This is a genomic window from Brevibacillus sp. FSL L8-0520 (assembly GCF_037963895.1).
Lineage (GTDB): Bacteria > Bacillota > Bacilli > Brevibacillales > Brevibacillaceae > Brevibacillus > Brevibacillus borstelensis.
Map to the genome: position 1 here is coordinate 5,038,087 of NZ_CP150171.1, position 15,981 is coordinate 5,054,067.

General features: G+C 53.0%; 12 protein-coding genes and 1 riboswitch. Of the genes, 4 read left to right on the forward strand and 8 right to left on the reverse strand.

Features of this window, described 5'->3' with window-relative positions; translation table 11 throughout:
- Positions 1–470: 470 nt before the first annotated feature.
- Positions 471–2,189, reverse strand: a complete 1,719-nt coding sequence (locus tag NSQ24_RS24580; RefSeq protein ID WP_031932551.1) for a GMC family oxidoreductase — start codon at positions 2,187–2,189, stop codon at positions 471–473.
- A 14-nt stretch (positions 2,190–2,203) separates the two neighbouring features.
- Entirely contained in the window at positions 2,204–2,944 is a 741-nt protein-coding gene (locus NSQ24_RS24585) for a gluconate 2-dehydrogenase subunit 3 family protein (RefSeq protein WP_003388527.1), read from the reverse strand.
- A gap of 158 nt (positions 2,945–3,102) precedes the next feature.
- On the opposite strand from NSQ24_RS24585, the gene NSQ24_RS24590 reads away from it, so the two are divergent.
- On the forward strand, positions 3,103–3,810 hold the full coding sequence (locus tag NSQ24_RS24590) for a hypothetical protein (protein ID WP_024983719.1): 708 nt from the start codon (positions 3,103–3,105) through the stop codon (positions 3,808–3,810).
- A gap of 175 nt (positions 3,811–3,985) precedes the next feature.
- Here the strand turns inward: NSQ24_RS24590 and NSQ24_RS24595 are convergent, their stop codons facing one another.
- From NSQ24_RS24595 to NSQ24_RS24620, 6 genes are all read right to left on the reverse strand, one after another.
- Positions 3,986–4,825 carry an alpha/beta hydrolase gene (locus tag NSQ24_RS24595; protein WP_003388529.1) on the reverse strand — a complete coding sequence of 280 codons (840 nt, stop codon included), beginning with the start codon at positions 4,823–4,825 and terminating at the stop codon, positions 3,986–3,988.
- 55 nt (positions 4,826–4,880) lie between these two features.
- On the reverse strand, positions 4,881–5,669 hold the full coding sequence (locus tag NSQ24_RS24600; RefSeq protein ID WP_003388530.1) for an energy-coupling factor transporter transmembrane component T: 789 nt from the start codon (positions 5,667–5,669) through the stop codon (positions 4,881–4,883).
- Positions 5,650–6,486: an energy-coupling factor ABC transporter ATP-binding protein gene (locus tag NSQ24_RS24605; RefSeq protein ID WP_003388531.1), complete on the reverse strand. Its 837-nt coding sequence runs from the start codon at positions 6,484–6,486 to the stop codon at positions 5,650–5,652. The genes NSQ24_RS24600 and NSQ24_RS24605 overlap by 20 nt, the downstream gene beginning before the upstream one ends.
- A complete protein-coding gene (locus NSQ24_RS24610) occupies positions 6,483–7,328 on the reverse strand; it encodes an ABC transporter ATP-binding protein (RefSeq protein WP_243014097.1) in 846 nt (281 codons plus the stop codon). The genes NSQ24_RS24605 and NSQ24_RS24610 overlap by 4 nt, the downstream gene beginning before the upstream one ends.
- Positions 7,325–7,930 (reverse strand): QueT transporter family protein, encoded by a 606-nt coding sequence (locus tag NSQ24_RS24615; RefSeq protein ID WP_024983717.1) that lies wholly within the window; start codon positions 7,928–7,930, stop codon positions 7,325–7,327. Before NSQ24_RS24615 ends, NSQ24_RS24610 begins: the two co-directional genes overlap by 4 nt.
- Positions 7,931–8,706: 776 nt before the next feature.
- The gene (locus tag NSQ24_RS24620) at positions 8,707–10,374 is read right to left on the reverse strand and encodes a glutamine--tRNA ligase/YqeY domain fusion protein (RefSeq protein WP_003388535.1); all 1,668 of its coding nucleotides are present in this window, start codon (positions 10,372–10,374) and stop codon (positions 8,707–8,709) included.
- Between the two features lie 317 nt (positions 10,375–10,691).
- On the opposite strand from NSQ24_RS24620, the gene NSQ24_RS24625 reads away from it, so the two are divergent.
- From NSQ24_RS24625 to NSQ24_RS24635, 3 genes are all read left to right on the forward strand, one after another.
- Entirely contained in the window at positions 10,692–11,651 is a 960-nt protein-coding gene (locus NSQ24_RS24625) for an MBL fold metallo-hydrolase (protein WP_339166815.1), read from the forward strand.
- Positions 11,652–11,865: 214 nt separating this feature from the next.
- Positions 11,866–11,953: riboswitch (cyclic di-GMP riboswitch) on the forward strand.
- A 250-nt stretch (positions 11,954–12,203) separates the two neighbouring features.
- Positions 12,204–13,829, forward strand: coding sequence for a gamma-glutamyltransferase (ggt, locus tag NSQ24_RS24630; RefSeq protein ID WP_227277540.1), 1,626 nt, complete (start codon positions 12,204–12,206; stop codon positions 13,827–13,829).
- A gap of 108 nt (positions 13,830–13,937) precedes the next feature.
- Complete coding sequence (locus NSQ24_RS24635) at positions 13,938–15,932, forward strand: methyl-accepting chemotaxis protein (protein ID WP_003388538.1); 1,995 nt, start codon at positions 13,938–13,940, stop codon at positions 15,930–15,932.
- The last annotated feature ends 49 nt before the right edge of the window (positions 15,933–15,981 follow it).

A 15,981-nucleotide genomic window follows, 5' to 3' on the forward strand; every position in this document is an offset into this window, starting at 1 on the left:
AGCAAAACTGACAATCAGTGTGGAGAATGGACTTTGAAAGTGAAGAATGAAGGCTCGGGTGTCTGACTGACTACTGCGTACTCGAGCGTTTGAGTGGGCGCTGCGACCAACCGATAAAACCTAAAAGCTGTAGAGATGAAAACGGAGAAAAACGCGAAGGTCTTTGGGACACCAACCCAGGCTCCATTCCAAAAGCGAAACACGCTTTCAGCGTCCAACCTCTGAGATACCCCCTGAAACCGCTGCTTTTGGACGCGGTTTCGCTTTTGGAATGGAGCCGGACAGTCAATCCCGAGCAAGTGTCCCACCGAACCTGTAGCGTTTTTCTCCGTTTTCATCTCCTTCACGAAAGTCCGGCCCAGGTACGCTAGAGTCCGCCCCAGATGCGTATCATCAAGAAAAAAGAAGGAAGCGCCCAAGACGCCCCCTTCTTCAAACAGCCAGGTCCCTCCATCGAAAGACCAAACCACCTACACAAGCAGCCCTCCGTTGCCTTTCGCGTACTTCGCAATCCCCTCTGCCGCCCGGTAAGCAAGCGCCCCCACAGTATCTGTCGGGTTGTAACCACTGTTGTGGGGGAAAGCCGACGCACCGACCACAAACAAATTTTCCACATCCCACATCTGCAAGTAGTTATTCACGGCAGAAGTGTCAGGCGAGGCACCCATGATAACTCCACCCGTATTGTGAGTGGACTGATACGGGGTAATGTCGTATGGGCCAAGCTCGCGCCTCACATCGATATGGGTCGCTCCCATTTCCTTTAAAATTTGTCCACACTTGTCCGCCGTGAAGGCAGCCAATTGACGGTCCTGCTCTTCAAAGTCAAAGGTAATGCGCATCAACGGATCGCCAAAGACGTCCCGATATGTCGGGTCAAGATCGAGGAAGTGGTGCCTGAAGGGCATGGACGCCCCCTGGGCTCCGACTCCAAGGGCCCTGTTGAAATACTTGAGCGAAGCTGCCTTATATTCCTTGCCCCAGTTCGGCGTACCTGAAGGAACCGGGTTGTTGGCGATCGGACGCTGTCCGGTCTGCGAAAGGCTGATGCTCGCTCCGTGCAGGAACTTCAGATCGGAGTGATCAAAGTTGTCCCCGTTGTAATCGTCCAGCGTCATGCCGAGAGAGCCTGCTCCTGCGTACAGGTTAAACTCCTTCTCTTCAAAGAAGCCTGTCGCTCCCCCGCGGATTACCTGATACGCATAGTTCTTCCCGATTACTCCTCTTCCGGTAGCCGGATCGTACGGACGGCCCAGCTTGGACAAGAGCAAAAGACGGGCGTTGTTGAACACGTAGCTGGTCAACACGACAATGTCCGCCGGCTGTTCGAATTCCTCTCCGGTCGTCACGTCTGTGTAGAGAACACCTGTCGCCTTGTTGCCGGTATGTAAAATTCTCCGTACATGGGAATGCGTCCGGATCTCAAACTTGCCCGTCTTTTTCGCCACAGGAATCACGGTTACGACCGGGTCGGCTTTGGCTCCGTACTCACAGCCAAACCGCTCGCAATATCCGCAATATTGGCAGGCGGCCCGCGATACTCCATCCGGGTTCGTATACTGCTGCGACAAGTTGGCCGAAGGCATCATGTAGGGGTGAAGCTTCAGCTTTTTAGCCGCTTCGGCAAACATTTTCATGGCCGGTGTCTGCTTCATCGGCGGTGTGGGGTATGGACTTGATCGTTTTCCGGCCAGCGGATTTTCCTCACCGGAGATCCCGCAGAGTTTTTCAAAACGGTCGTAGTACGGCTCCAACTGATCATAGGTGATGCCCCAATCCTGGATGGTCATGCCTTCGGGAATTTTCTTCTCGCCGTACCGCTCAATCGTCTTGCTGCGAATCTCGAAATCATACGGCAAAAAGCGGAAGGTCTGTCCATTCCAGTGGACACCGGCACCGCCCAATCCCGTCCCCAGCAAGAAGGAACCGTAGCTCCGCATCGGCAGCGCTCTGATCCTCGTATTGCTTCGGAAAGTAATCGTTTCCTTGGATAAATCCTGCATCAGCTCGTAGCGGAGAGCGTAGCGCAGCTCGTCGTGGACCATGAAATAGTCCTCCGTTTTTCGCTCTTTCCCTCGCTCCAAACCTACTACAGTCATGCCTTGCTTCGTCAATTCCGAGGCGATGATTCCTCCGCCCCAACCAACTCCGACAATCACGACATCTACCTTGGGCAGTCTTCTGGGCATGTCCGATCCCCCTCTTATCCGTGCTGATGGTCACGCAAGCTTTTTGGTTCCATTTTGACAAATTGGTCTTGCTCGATTACCTGGGTATAAGCCATCTGGTTCCCCGGGTAATTTTTCAGCCTCCAGCCGTCCATGTTTTTGTTGCCGCCGTAAAGCGGATCAGCGTAGACGCCCTCCATCGTGCTGGCACGCAGCATCTTGAAGAAGCCGCTGGCAGAGATGGTGGTCAACTTCACTTCGTCCGCTTCAAAGGCTTTTAATACAGCATCTTGCTGATCTGCCTCCAATTCGTAGAAACGCTTCCCGTATTTCGTTGTACTGTAGTTGTTCATTTCCTGAATCCCGATATCAAAAATTTCCCGCCTTCTGAGCCGGCCTTGATATCCTTGGGTAGCTTCACCGGGATAAAAAGGGCCTTGCATATAATCGCGGGCATTGAATCCCCAATCCCCTGCCAGTTGGTGGTCGATAAAATAAGCTGCACCAAGGGTTCTGGCTCCGGGGCCGTTCTCATCCTCAGGGAAAATCCTCTCTGTCGCCGCATCAACCACCCGGAATTGCTCCGGTGAAAAATACATCAGAGCCTGATTGAAGTCGGCCGGTGCAGGAGCTGCCGCAGGTGGGGGCGGGGCCTGTGTCCTGAGCAAGCTGCCCGCAACGCCGCCTACTACCAGACCGCCCAGAACCAAACCGGAGTTTTTCAAGAATTTCCTTCTTGAAACGGCTTGCTCTTGTCCTTCGTTTGTCTGTGCCAAAGCTACCACCTCCTGAATGTATATCTTTTATGTGTGCAATTCTTCGGCAAAATAACCATTTTCTCCAAAAAAATTTCCAACTGCGGACATCAATAAATAGGCAATAATCGGCAAATCATATCGGGTAGCTGGCAAACACTAATCTGGAGGGATTTTGGATGCGGATACGAAAAATGATCAGCGGGATCGGTGTCATTTGCCTTTTGACTGCGTGTACAAACCAGGCGACACCGAATCAAGGAGGGCAAAACCAAGGAGCAGCGAACCAGGGAGCGCAAACCCAGTCCATGCATCAGCAGGCTGCTCCCGGACACGACCACACGACTGTCATTCCCAGTGTTGACCGCGACAAGAAGCTGACCACCAATCAGTACGGAGCAACAAACAGCGGCATGGGGACAGCCACCTACAGCATGATGGGCAGCTCCGGCTTAAACGACGGCGGACCTTCGTCGAATCTGGAGGCTCGTCTGGCCGCTGCGGGAGTCAACGGAGTCAATGTTCTGGTCGTTCATGACTGCGTCTTCCTCGCTCCGGCAGACGGAAAAACCCTTTCCACCAACTCTATGGACGAGACACAAAACCACCTGCTAAGCCCCTATGAAGGAAGCTCCTACCGCGGACCTTCGCGGCCGACGGACAAAATCGGTACGATGGGCGCAAGCGCTCAAGCACAAACGCTGTCCAAAGCCAAGGATCAAATCGAACGCATTTACGGCGGGGGCGTAGAGATCCGGACTGTCACCAACCCGCAAGCGATAGCCGCCATGGATCGGATCAAGCAAGCGACAAGGCCGGGAAAAGAAAGCGCCAATATCGGGGATGACCTGGCTCTCCTGTTCCGCTCCGGTTCCAAACAGCCGTAAGGGCGGCTTGTGAAAGAAGCTCGGCTTCGTCAAGCTATCGGGGACGGCATCGCGCCCCAAGAACTCCAGCTTCGCTATGTGCTCCGGCGCGATCAGCCTTTATTGCTATGCGTTCCGGTCGTACACATGCAAAAGGGACAGGCTGATCTGGCAACCCAGTCAGCCTGTCCCTTTTCTAGTGGACAAACGATATGATTCTCTCCACCGTCTCTCGCGGGTGGGTAAGCATGAGCAAATGCTGTGCATGGGGAATTTTTTCGCATACAGCACGCGGAACCTTTTGTCTGTATTCGGCTGCTGCCCTCTGAAAAAAACGCTGCTGCTCCCCGTCGGACAGCGTCATCTCGTCTGCGAGCAGCAGCAATACCGGGCATTTCAGCGAGGCAAACAAGGCTTCCTTGTCAAATGCGGCATATGCCCGAAAGTAGCCGTCAAACGCTTCCCGCGGCAGCCTGTAGCCATAAGCGCCGTCTTCCTTTTGCTCCAGCTCGCTCTCCGGCAAGGACGACGGAATGCCGCCCTTTCCATAACGGGCGATATAGGACTCCCTCGCTGCAGCTATCGAAGGAAAGCGGGTTTCTGCCAGTCTGTCTACTGTGGACGCTCTGTCAAAGCCGGGCATCTCTCGCAGGCTATAGAAGCCGCCGTCCAGCAAAATCAAGTGTGTGACTCGTTCCGGGAAGGCTGCCGCAAACATTTGTGCCGGGACCGCCGAGAAAGAGGCGGCAACGATGGCCGCTTGTTCCACTTCCTCCGTATCCAGCAGGGTACGGATATCCTCAGCCAGCTGTTCAAATGTATAGGGCCCCTCTTTGACCGACTCTCCGTGTCCGCGCAGATCAACCGCAATCACCCGGCAACGCTTCGCCAGCTCCGGAAGGATGTGGTCAAATAATCGACTGGTGTTGCGAATCGCATGAAGCAGCAGAAGAGCAGGAGCCTCTGGTCTCCCTGCGACCGTATACGCCAGAACAAGTCCGTTTTTCACCAGCTGCTTTCTTTGTTGTCCGGCCATGATTCCCCTACCTTCCGTAATGTTTCAAACCCGGCACTTCCGCATTTTGTGCAAATCAAATCCTCCCGGGTATCAACACGCCCATATGTTCAGGATGAATGCGGGCGAAGTAAAGCAATACGGCAACGACAACAAAACCGCAAGCCAGTACGACGAGCTCTTTGGATTTCCATTTGGGCATTCGGTAAAAGCGATGCTGGCGGTTTCTCATCCGGAACCCTTTCGCGTCCAGCGCATTGGCGATCAACTGCACGCGCTTGAGCGAGCTGAAAATGAGCGGAACCAGAACGAAGCCATACTTTCGCATCCTCTCCGGAATGCTTCCTTCACTGAGCTGCAGGCCCCGCACCATCTGGGCTTCCCGGATCGTGACAAGGTCATGCTTGACGAGAGGGATAAAACGAAAAATCAGCGAGAGCAAATAACTGACGGAAAATGGAACACCGATCCCCTTCAGTCCCATCGCCATTTCCCGGGGACTGGTTGAAAACAGGTAATACATCGACAGCAGAGCCACGTTTGCCAGCCTTAGTCCCATGCCTAATGCCCACAGGACACCTACGTCCGTCACTTGGATCGGATAATTGACCAAAGGGATCCTGCTGCTCCAATACGGATGGCCGATGCTGGTAAACGGCAGCCACGTGATCGCCGCAAACACGGCCCCGATTCCCCCGATCAACAGGTAGCCCTTCAACATCGATCGGCTCCACCCCAGCTTGGCGATCAACAAGGCATTGATCAACAAAACGACTGCGAGAAATCGCGGGTCTTGAAACAGAAACGGCAACGTCCCCAGCAAGATAAACGACAGCAGTACAAAACTAGGATGAGCGTGTTTCATGCAGCATTCTCTCCTCTGTCACCCGCACCTTAGCCTGCTCCAGTGTGAGCGGTACAGGCTCGCTCCAGCCTGCGGCAACGCCGAAACGATAAACTGCAGGGGCCTCCACCTGGGCTTTCATCAGCACTTCCTGTCGGGCAAAAACCTCTTGTGGCGTCCCGTCGCACAGCAGCCTCCCCTGATGCATGACCAGCACGCGCAAGGCGTATTCTGCCACCAGCTTCATGTCATGGGTCACGACGATGATCGTATGGCCGGCCTGGTGCAGCTTTCGCAACAGCGCCATGATATCCCGCACGCCGCGGTAGTCCAGCCCTGTCGTCGGCTCATCCAGCACGATCGCCTCCGGCTTCATCGCCAAAATAGAGGCCACCGCAATCTTTTGCCGGGTCCCTTTGCTCGAAAAATACGGCTCGGCTGAGCGCATCTGCTCAAGTCCCACAGCAGCCAGAGCTTCTGTGACGCGCTGTTCTATCTCAGTCTGCGGCAGCCCCAGGTTTTTCGGCCCGAAAGCGACTTCTTCGAAAATGGTTGATTGAAAAATCTGATGATCAGGATTTTGGTAGCAGTACGTCACGGTGCGAGACAGCTCAGCAACCGATTGTTCACGCGTATCTCTTCCTTTTACTGTGACTGTCCCGCTCGTCGGTTTGTACAGACCGTTGCAATGCTTGGCCAGCGTCGTTTTCCCGGAGCCATTTCCGCCGATAATGGCGATGAGTTCGCCTCGATCCACGTTCAGGGAAACATCCTTGAGCACCTGCTTGTCAGCTTCATAGCCAAATGAGACGTTCTCAAAACGGATCAAGCTGCTCATGTCTCATCCCTCCTGCCGCTTATGCGAGCTTCGCGGTACCACTCGGCCAACTCATCCACATGGAGCGGCACCCCGTCTTTGTTCGCGGTGATGACGCCTGTCCGGCACATCTGCAAATACAACTGTATGACATCGGGGACGAGAATTCCGTGCTTCTCAAGCTCCTCCACCTTGCCAAAAAACGGACGTACGGGCAAATCGAGTTCAATCCGCCCGTCCGCCAAGAGCAAAATGCGATCGCAAAATTGAGCCAATTCCTCTGTCGCGTGGGAAGAGACGACTATCGTGATTTCCTGCTCCCGCTTTAGCTGTGAAAGCAGTTGAAACACTTCCCTAGCTCCTTTTGGGTCCAGCTCGGAGGTAGGCTCATCCAAAAGCAAGATTCGGGGTTGATGGGCCAATGCCGAAGCGATGGCCACCCGTTGCTTCTCTCCTCCGGATAATTCAAAGGGAGAGCGGAGAGCAAAGCCTTCCAGACCGACCAGCTTGAGGACTTCACCAATCCGCTGCTCGATTTCCTCATCCGCTTGCCCGCTGTTTTCCAAACTAAAGGCGATCTCTTCCTCTACCGTAAGGCCGATAAACTGTGTCTCCGGGTCTTGAAAGACGATGCCCAACTCCCCGCTGACCCGGCGTTCGCCGGAAAACTGCCCGGAATAATTGCGCGGTACCAGCCCGGCCAAAGCCAAAAGAAGCGTTGTTTTGCCCGCGGCAGAGGGGCCGACGATTCCCACCACTTCGCCCGGATAGAGGGAAAGATTGATGTCGGATAGCGCATGCTTGGCGCTATCCTCGTACTGCCAACGAACGTTTTCCAAACGGAGCAGCGGCTGACCGGTCACGGACGAAGCCCGCCTTCTTCAATGGAAAGCAGTCCATTGCCGTGTGCTCGTCCCCGGTACAAGCCTGCCCGCTTCACAAACGGATACAGCAGCTTTAGCAGAACTGGCCCCAGTATTGCCGTCGATACTGCCTGATTCAAAAAGACGGTCGGAATAAACAAGGTTGCGATGGCCATCGGCGTAAAGCCAAGCGCCACATTGATCAAAATCGAGCAGGCCACCACTGCAGAGGCAATCAATACAACAAATATGTAATATTGCAAGATGCTGCGCCCTGTTTTCAAGGCCGGATGACTGACAGCCAAATAACCGATCAATCCTCCTAAAAAGTTGCCGATGAAGCCGACGATGACTGCATGCGGCGGTGTGCCTCCCGTCAGCAGATCGCTGGCCACGTTTCCAAATGCTAGACCCAGGCAGCCGGGAATGCCAAACAAAATGCCGAAAACAGGCTGCAGCGCATTCGCCGGTCGAAGCGGTACGGATGGAGCTAATTTGATGTTAGCGAGCATAATCAAGGCGACCGCGTACAAGGCCGCCGTGACGACGATCAGGACAAAGTCGACAGTCGTCCACTTTCGCCGAAAGAGAGACGTTCCCATCTCTAGTAACCTCCTTTATCTATGAAAACGGTTTACATGATCATGATGCTAGTTTACCCCTCCGCGCTGACTCTCGCAATTGCTTGAACAGGTTTATAGATGGACTTGGGTACAGCAAATCTTCTTTAATCTGCTAGGGCCATTTTGATAAGAACGTCAGATGGATACCGGGGGTAGCGATAGTAGTTTTTTAGAATGAGCGTTGTTCGGGCTTTGGGGGGAGGAGATGAAACAGGAGAAAAACGCTCCAGGTTCGGTGGGACACTTGCCGGGGGTAATCCTGGCCGGCTTCGTTCCAAAAGTGGAACCGCGTCCAAAAGCAGCCCGTTCGCAGAAGCCTCTCAGAGGTTGGACGCTAAAAGCGTGTTCCACTTTTGGAACGAAGCCTGGGTATGTGTCCCAAAGACCTTCGCGTTTTTCTCCTGTTTCATCTCTACAGCTTTTGTTTTCTCCCCGAGATACCCGAAAGAACCCGCGACGACAGAGAAGCATATTTCCAGGCGGAGCGACTAGCGGAGTCCAGCCCAGCGGAACAACGAAATCGCGGGAATCAGGAGCGTAACTCTGATTGGGCTTCGGAACGGCTGCTGCTTTTACGCTCCCCCGCGAATCGTTGTGGAGCGGACAGTCTCGGCTCCCTTGCGGACGCAGACCGGAGCGCATCCTGGAAATATGCTTCTCTCACTGCAGCCACGTTCCTAATCCTATGTAGCCAATAAAAAAAGCTGTTGAACGCCTCAATGAGACTTCAACAGCTTTCTGCTTTGCATTCTCTGTTATCCCTGCTGCTTCGGCAGTTCAAACGAGCTCTTCAAGGAAACAATCCGGTTGAACACCAGCTTGTCTTCTGTCGTATATTTCGGGTCGACATTAAAGTATCCGTGACGGAAGAATTGGTATTTGTCGTGGGGCTTGGTCTCTTTCATGTTAGGCTCCACGTATCCGTTCACGATCTCCAAAGAGTTTGGATTGATATTGTCAAGGAACGTGGTTCCTTCCTCCTGATCATCCAAAATCAGCGGTTCATACAGGCGGAACTCCGCAGGGAGCGCATGCTTGGCGTCTACCCAGTGGATCGTTCCTTTTACTTTGCGACCGGTAAAGCCGCTGCCGCTCTTCGTTTCAGGGTCATACGTACAGTGGATTTCGACGACATTGCCTTGCTCATCCTTGATCACGTCCGTGCACTTGATGAAGTACGCGTGCTTGAGCCGTACTTCATTTCCCGGGAACAGGCGGAAATACTTGCTCGGCGGGTTCTCCATGAAGTCGTCCTGCTCAATGTAGATTTCGCGGGAGAATGGAATTTGTCTGGTTCCCATTTCCGGATTTTCCGGGTTGATCTCCGCATCCAGCAGCTCGACCTGGTCTTCCGGATAATTGGTGATGACCACTTTCAGCGGGCGCAGTACAGCCATCGTCCGCGGCGCTTTCAGCTTCAGGTCCTCGCGGATGAAGTGCTCCAGCATTTTTTCATCCACGGTGCTGTTGCTTCTGGCCACACCGATTTCCCGGGCAAATGTACGGATGGACTCAGGAGTAAAGCCGCGGCGGCGAAGTCCCGAAATGGTAGGCATGCGCGGATCATCCCATCCGTCTACTACCTGTTCGTCGACCAACTGTTTCAGCTTCCGTTTGCTCATTACCGTATTGGTCAGGTTCAACCGGGCAAATTCGTATTGTCTCGGCACGTTTTCCATTTCACATTCGCGGACAACCCAGTCGTACAGCGGGCGATGATCCTCGAACTCAAGCGAACAGAGAGAGTGGGTTACGCCCTCGATAGCGTCCTCCAGCGGGTGTGCATAATCATACATCGGGTAGATGCACCATTTGTCTCCCGTGTTGTGGTGGGTAGCATGCGAAATCCGGTACAAAATCGGGTCACGCAGGTTGATATTGGGGGAGCTCATGTCGATTTTGGCGCGCAACACCTTTTCGCCGTCCTTAAACTCGCCGTTGCGCATCCGCTGGAACAAATCCAGGTTTTCTTCCACCGACCGGTCGCGGTAAGGGCTGTTTGTACCCGGCTCCGTCAAGGTCCCTCTGGTTTGGCGGATTTCTTCCGGGGACAGATCACATACGTAAGCCAGTCCTTTTTTTATCAACAGAACGGCGCGATTGTACATTTCCTCAAAATAATCCGATGCAAAGAACAGTCCGTCCCACTCAAAGCCAAGCCATTGTACGTCTTCCTTGATCGCTTCTACGTACTCCGTGTCTTCTTTCACCGGGTTGGTGTCGTCAAAACGAAGATTGGCTCTGCCATTGAATTCCTTTGCCAGTTCAAAATTAAGGCAAATCGCTTTGGCATGTCCGATGTGCAAATACCCGTTTGGCTCCGGAGGAAAGCGGGTAACGATTTCCCCGACTCGGCCCTCTCGCAGGTCTTCCAGGACAATGTTGCGGATAAAGTTGGATGATGATGCCGATTTATTTTCCACAGAAATTCAACCTTTCCCTTCACCTTTACATTCCATAATACTGATTCCCCGGCGATAGTTCAACAAATTCGCCCGGCTTCTGATGTTGGGCCGATGCATCATCGTTATCAGTCACCCCTTGGCCAACCGGCTTGTAGCAAGAATCACCTTCTCTGGACCAGGCGCTTTTACAAACCGCCCTTCAGAGGGTTTTTACTATCATAAGCAGGAGAGCCCCCGTGGGTGTTCACACGATGTATATAAATTGAAGTTGTTTCCAAAAGATTCCCATTTTATCCTACAGGCAGAAACATATTTTATGATTGGGGTGATCTGTTGTGAGTGTGCTTGAAAAAATCAATACACAATCCTCCTTTTTTACATTGGCAGAAATTGTGGAAGGTGTTTTTGCCGCCGTTATCAAAGCAGGCACAGGAGCCATGGGCAATGCCGCCATCGTCGATCTGGGCGATCGGACGGTCGTTTTTGACACCATGTACACGCCCAAGGCAGGGCTTGCACTGCGAGAAGCAGCCGAGCAATTGCTTGGACGCCCTGTATCGTTGGTTATCAATTCCCATTTCCACTTTGACCATGTGGGCGGCAACCAAGTCTTTTCCGATGCCATTATCCTCTCCACAGAAACCACCAAAAATCTCATGCTCGAGCGTTGTACAAGCCTCGTCCAATTCGCAAAGCAGCACCCCGAATACCCTGACAAGGTTCGCCAATCTTTGGAAGCCGAATCAGATCCGGAAAAGCAAAAGGAGCTTCGCACCGACCTCGGAGACATTCTCGCCCTTGACGCTGCACTGCCTACGTTCTCCGCGACCCCTGCCTCCCTGACATTTTCTGATTCTGTCACGCTCCACGGCTCGAAGCGAACTGCCGTACTGACCGCCAAAGGAAACGGACACAGCACATGCGACTCTGTCCTGTACCTGCCCGAAGACCCCGTTCTTCTGGCCGGCGACCTGCTTTTTGTGCAAAATCATCCCAGTATGCAGACAGGAAATCTTTCCCACTGGGTCTCCGTTTTGAAGGCTTGGAAAGACCTGCCCATTTCGGCAGCAGTCGGCGGCCACGGCCCGGTCGGAGACCATCAAACTGTGGATAGCTGTCTTCACTATTTGGAAGCTTTGTGGGACCAAGCCAAGCATCTGGCCGAGAACGGCTCCACACCCGAAGCCATCGAAGCAATCCCCATACCCGAACCATATGCCTCCTGGAGCTATCCCAGCCTCTTTGCTCGCAACCTTCAACAGCTTAGCCAGCAGATCTTAGCCGTTTCGGAGTAAGAAAGAGAAACGGAAGACGGATATGCATCTGTTTGAAAAAAATAAATAAATTTTTCACTAAAGTACTAGTCCAATATTACCGAATATAGGTAATGGATAGATATTTTTTGCATCTATGGAATCAGATTCAATCTTACGAATCTTTTCCCATATGTACATTTTTTCATATGTACTAAGTTTCACAAATTGCGTTCACTATCTTATTTCACATTGATATCGATAATGGCAAACCCGGGGAAATCCGGCGACGCAAAGCTACAGGGGCTACCTCCAGCAAATGGACAAGCCAGCCAGCTGCCGAAGTATTGATGTAGGACCAAAGACCAATGATCCTATGTCATTGGTCTTTTTGTGTTGTTATGCAAAGGAGGTGATGCCAATCGATTTTGACCCGAACCGTTCAACCTTTCATGCTTCGACCGTACACAACAAGGAGGATGGAAAGTGAAAAAGTCAATCTGGAAGAAACTCTCTGTTTTAGCGCTGACCGCGACGATCGGTCTGTCCAGCTTCACAACTGCCGCAGTGGAGGCGGCAAATCGCCCCACAACAATGTCGCCAAACGGCATGGTTACGGCTCCTCACTACCTGGCTACAGCCGCAGCTCTCAAAACACTCGAGGAGGGCGGAAACGCAGTCGATGCCGCGATTGCCGCCGCGTCTACGCTCGCCGTTGTTTACCCGCACTACACGTCGATTGGCGGCGACAACTTCTGGCTGATCTACAATGCAAAGACGAAAGAAGTAAGAGCGCTGAACGGAAGCGGTCGAGCTGGTGAAAAGGCAACGATCGAATATTACAAAAAGAAAGGCTACGAAAAAATTCCTTCCCGCGGGTACGAGTCCGCCAACACGGTCCCTGGTGTCGTTTCCGGTTGGTGGGAAGCGTACAACTACGCACACAAGGAATTGGCTGGAGATAGCAAGCTGAAATGGGACAGACTGTTGGAGCCGGCGATTGGATATGCTGAAAAAGGCTATCCGGTCTCTCCCAACCAAGTGTACTGGACCAAATACGCGATCGATCCGACAGACAACGATCTGAAAAATCTGCAGCGCTTTGAAGGGTTCCGCAAGACCTACCTGAAAGCGAACGGCGAGCCGTACCAGGCCGGCGAAATCCTCAAGCAGGAGGATCTGGCGAAAACGTTGAAAGTGATCGCCAAAAAAGGCGCAGACGGTTTTTACAAAGGCGAGATCGCCGAAAAAATCGTAAAAGACATGCAGGCAAACGGCGGTTTGCTGACTCTGAAAGACTTTGAAAAGCACACGTCCACCTGGGCTGATCCGATCACCGTCGACTATCGCGGATACCAAGCCTACAACGTACCGCCCAACTCTCAAGGCATGGCCTCATTGTCGATTCTGAACATATTGAACAACATTGACCTGAAGAGCATGGGCGAAGGCACGCCGGATTACTACCACGCTATCGTGGAAGCGACGAAGCAAGCGTTTGCCGACCGCGACAAATGGCTGACAGACCCTGAGTTTGTTGACATTCCGGTAGACGAGCTGCTGTCCAAGCAGCACGGCAAAGACCTTGCTGCCCGGATTGACATGAAGCAGGCTGCCAAAACCGTAGAACCGCTCGATCCCAAGGGCGACACTACCTGGCTCGGTGTAGTCGACAAGTACGGCAATGCCGTTTCCATGATCCAGAGCCACTACTTCGATTGGGGCTCGGGCGTCGTCGCGAAGGACACTGGTGTTCTCTTGCAAAACCGTGGAAGCTACTTCTCTCTGGACCCGAATCATATCAACCACCTGGAGCCAGGCAAGCGCACCTTCCACACGATCAACCCGGCTATGCTCTTGAAAGACAACAAGCCTTACCTGCTGTACGGTACACAGGGCGGTGAGGGGCAGCCGCAGACACAAGCCGCTCTCGTCACGCGCATTATCGACTTCGGATTCACGGTTCAAGACGCGATTGAAGCACCGAGATGGCTGCATGGCCGCAACTGGGGCTCCTCCTCCAACAATCTGAAGGTAGAGAGCCGCATTCCGCAGGAAGTCCTCGACGAGCTGGTAAAACGCGGTCATCCGGTTGAGAAGCTGGAAGCCGCTTATACCGATGCGATGGGTCAATCCGGTGCCATTCTGATCGATCCGAAAAGCAACATCAAGTTTGGCGGTGCAGACCCGCGCGGCGAAGGGGCTGCCATGGGCTATTGATTTATAATACGTGCAGACTGCTGGGATTATCTCAGCAGTCTGCATTTCCAGCTTTATACTCTGTCCCTTCCGGATTCCCAGCATGAATTATGAAAGGATGCTGCAACGATGCGTCTGTTCAGCAAGCTTCGGAATAAAATCATTATCTGGTTTTTGCTTGTGGCCGTACTCCCCTTGATCGCCTGCTCTTATCTGGTACTGACCGAAAGCACCAGAATTTTGATCGACAAGCAAAAGGATTCCTTTGTTCATTTGACGGAGTCGACTGCAAACGCCATGGACCAATGGCTGGACAGGAGACTGTCGGAAGTAATGATTCTGGCACGATCCTCGGACATCCAATCCTTTGACAATGAAGCAAAGAACAAGTTCATTCGCAAATTTACGAACGAAATCAAAATCTTTGACGGAAATACATTTATTTCCCCGGACGGGAAGGTAACAGCGGACACGTTTGAAGGCAGCGTAGGGATCAACCTGGCGGAGCGTCCGTTCTTCAAACTCGGCATGGAGGGAAAAACCAGCTACTCTGACATGCTGATCGCAAAAACGACCGGAAATCGGTCGATTGTAGTCGCTTCTCCCGTTGTGAGCAATGCCGGAGAAAAACTCGGCGTACTGACCGGGCTTGTAAACGTGGATTCGTTCACCTCGACCTTTTTGGACAATGTACAACTGGGTGAAGGCGGTTACCCGATTTTGGTCGATAACCAAGGACTGATCCAGGTACACCCCAACCCCGACCTGATCGGCAAAACCATTGAGGAAGCAGCTCTCCCTGAAGGCTTGAGCAGCATTCTCAAAAATAACGCACCCGAATCGGGCTCCTTTACGTATCTGGACGGCGGTACCGAATACGTCGTTACGTACGCTTCTATCCCCAAGACTCATTACAGCCTGTTTTTCCACATCCCGATCGAGTCCATCACCTCTGAGGTAACAGCGCTGACACTGAATGTGATGTTGATTGTAGGTATCGTAGCAGCCATCGTCATTGCAGCCGCCTACTTTGTGTCTCGTCAAATCAGCCGTCCCATCGTTGAGGTTGCCGCCGTGGCCAGCCGAATTTCCGATGGCGATCTGGCGGTAGATCCGCTGGCCATCAGAAGCCGGGATGAAGTAGGGCAGCTCTCCGAGTCAGTCAACCATATGGTAGGCAATCTGAGGTCAATCATCGAACAGGTAAACACAGCAGCCGAAGAGCTCGCTTCCTCTGCAGAGGAGCTGTCGGCCAATGCCGAGGAGACCAGCAAGGCAACGGAACAGATCGCCTCTTCGATTCAGGAGGTGGCATACGGAGCGGAACAGCAGGTACAAAGCGTGGCGGAAAGTGTAGGAGCCATCAATGAAGTCTCAACGGGCATTCAGCAGATAGCCGTTAACGCACAAAATGCAGCTGACTCTGCCGTGACTGCTTCGGAAATTGCTGTCGGCGGCAACAAGGCGATCGACACGGTCATGAGCCAGATGCAGTTGATTCACAGCACAGTAAACGAGATCGCCGGCATCGTCAAACGCCTCGGAGACAGCTCACAGGAAATCGGACAGATCGTCCAGGTGATTACCGACATCGCCCAACAGACAAACCTGTTGTCACTCAATGCTGCAATCGAGGCAGCAAGAGCAGGAGAGCAGGGAAGAGGCTTTGCCGTGGTCGCTGACGAGGTGCGGAAGCTGGCCGAGGAATCGGCGAAATCAGCCCAGCAGATTGAACAACTGATCACAACGATTCAGACCGAATCCCATACCGCCGTGCTTTCCATGGAAAAAGGAACGAAGGAAGTGGCACTCGGTATTGAAGTGGTTAACGAGGCTGGCAGCTCATTCGTTCAGATCAGCGAATCCGTCGCTCAGGTCGCCAGCAAGATTCAGGAAGTGCAGGCCTATTCCCAGCAAATGACGGCAAGCACGGAACAAGCCGTCTATTTGATCGAGCAAATATCCAAGGTGGCAGAAAACTCGGCAGACGGTACACAAAACGTTTCCGCCGCAACCGAAGAACAACTGGCTGCTGTCGAGCAGGTCTCTTCTTCTGCCGAATCACTCGCGAGGGTTGCCGAGAAGCTGCAGGACCAAGTCCGGAAGTTTACCCTGTATCGGTAACGCGGAACATCCGATTGTCCGGCATGCACGCTGTTCGTTTGTCTTTGGC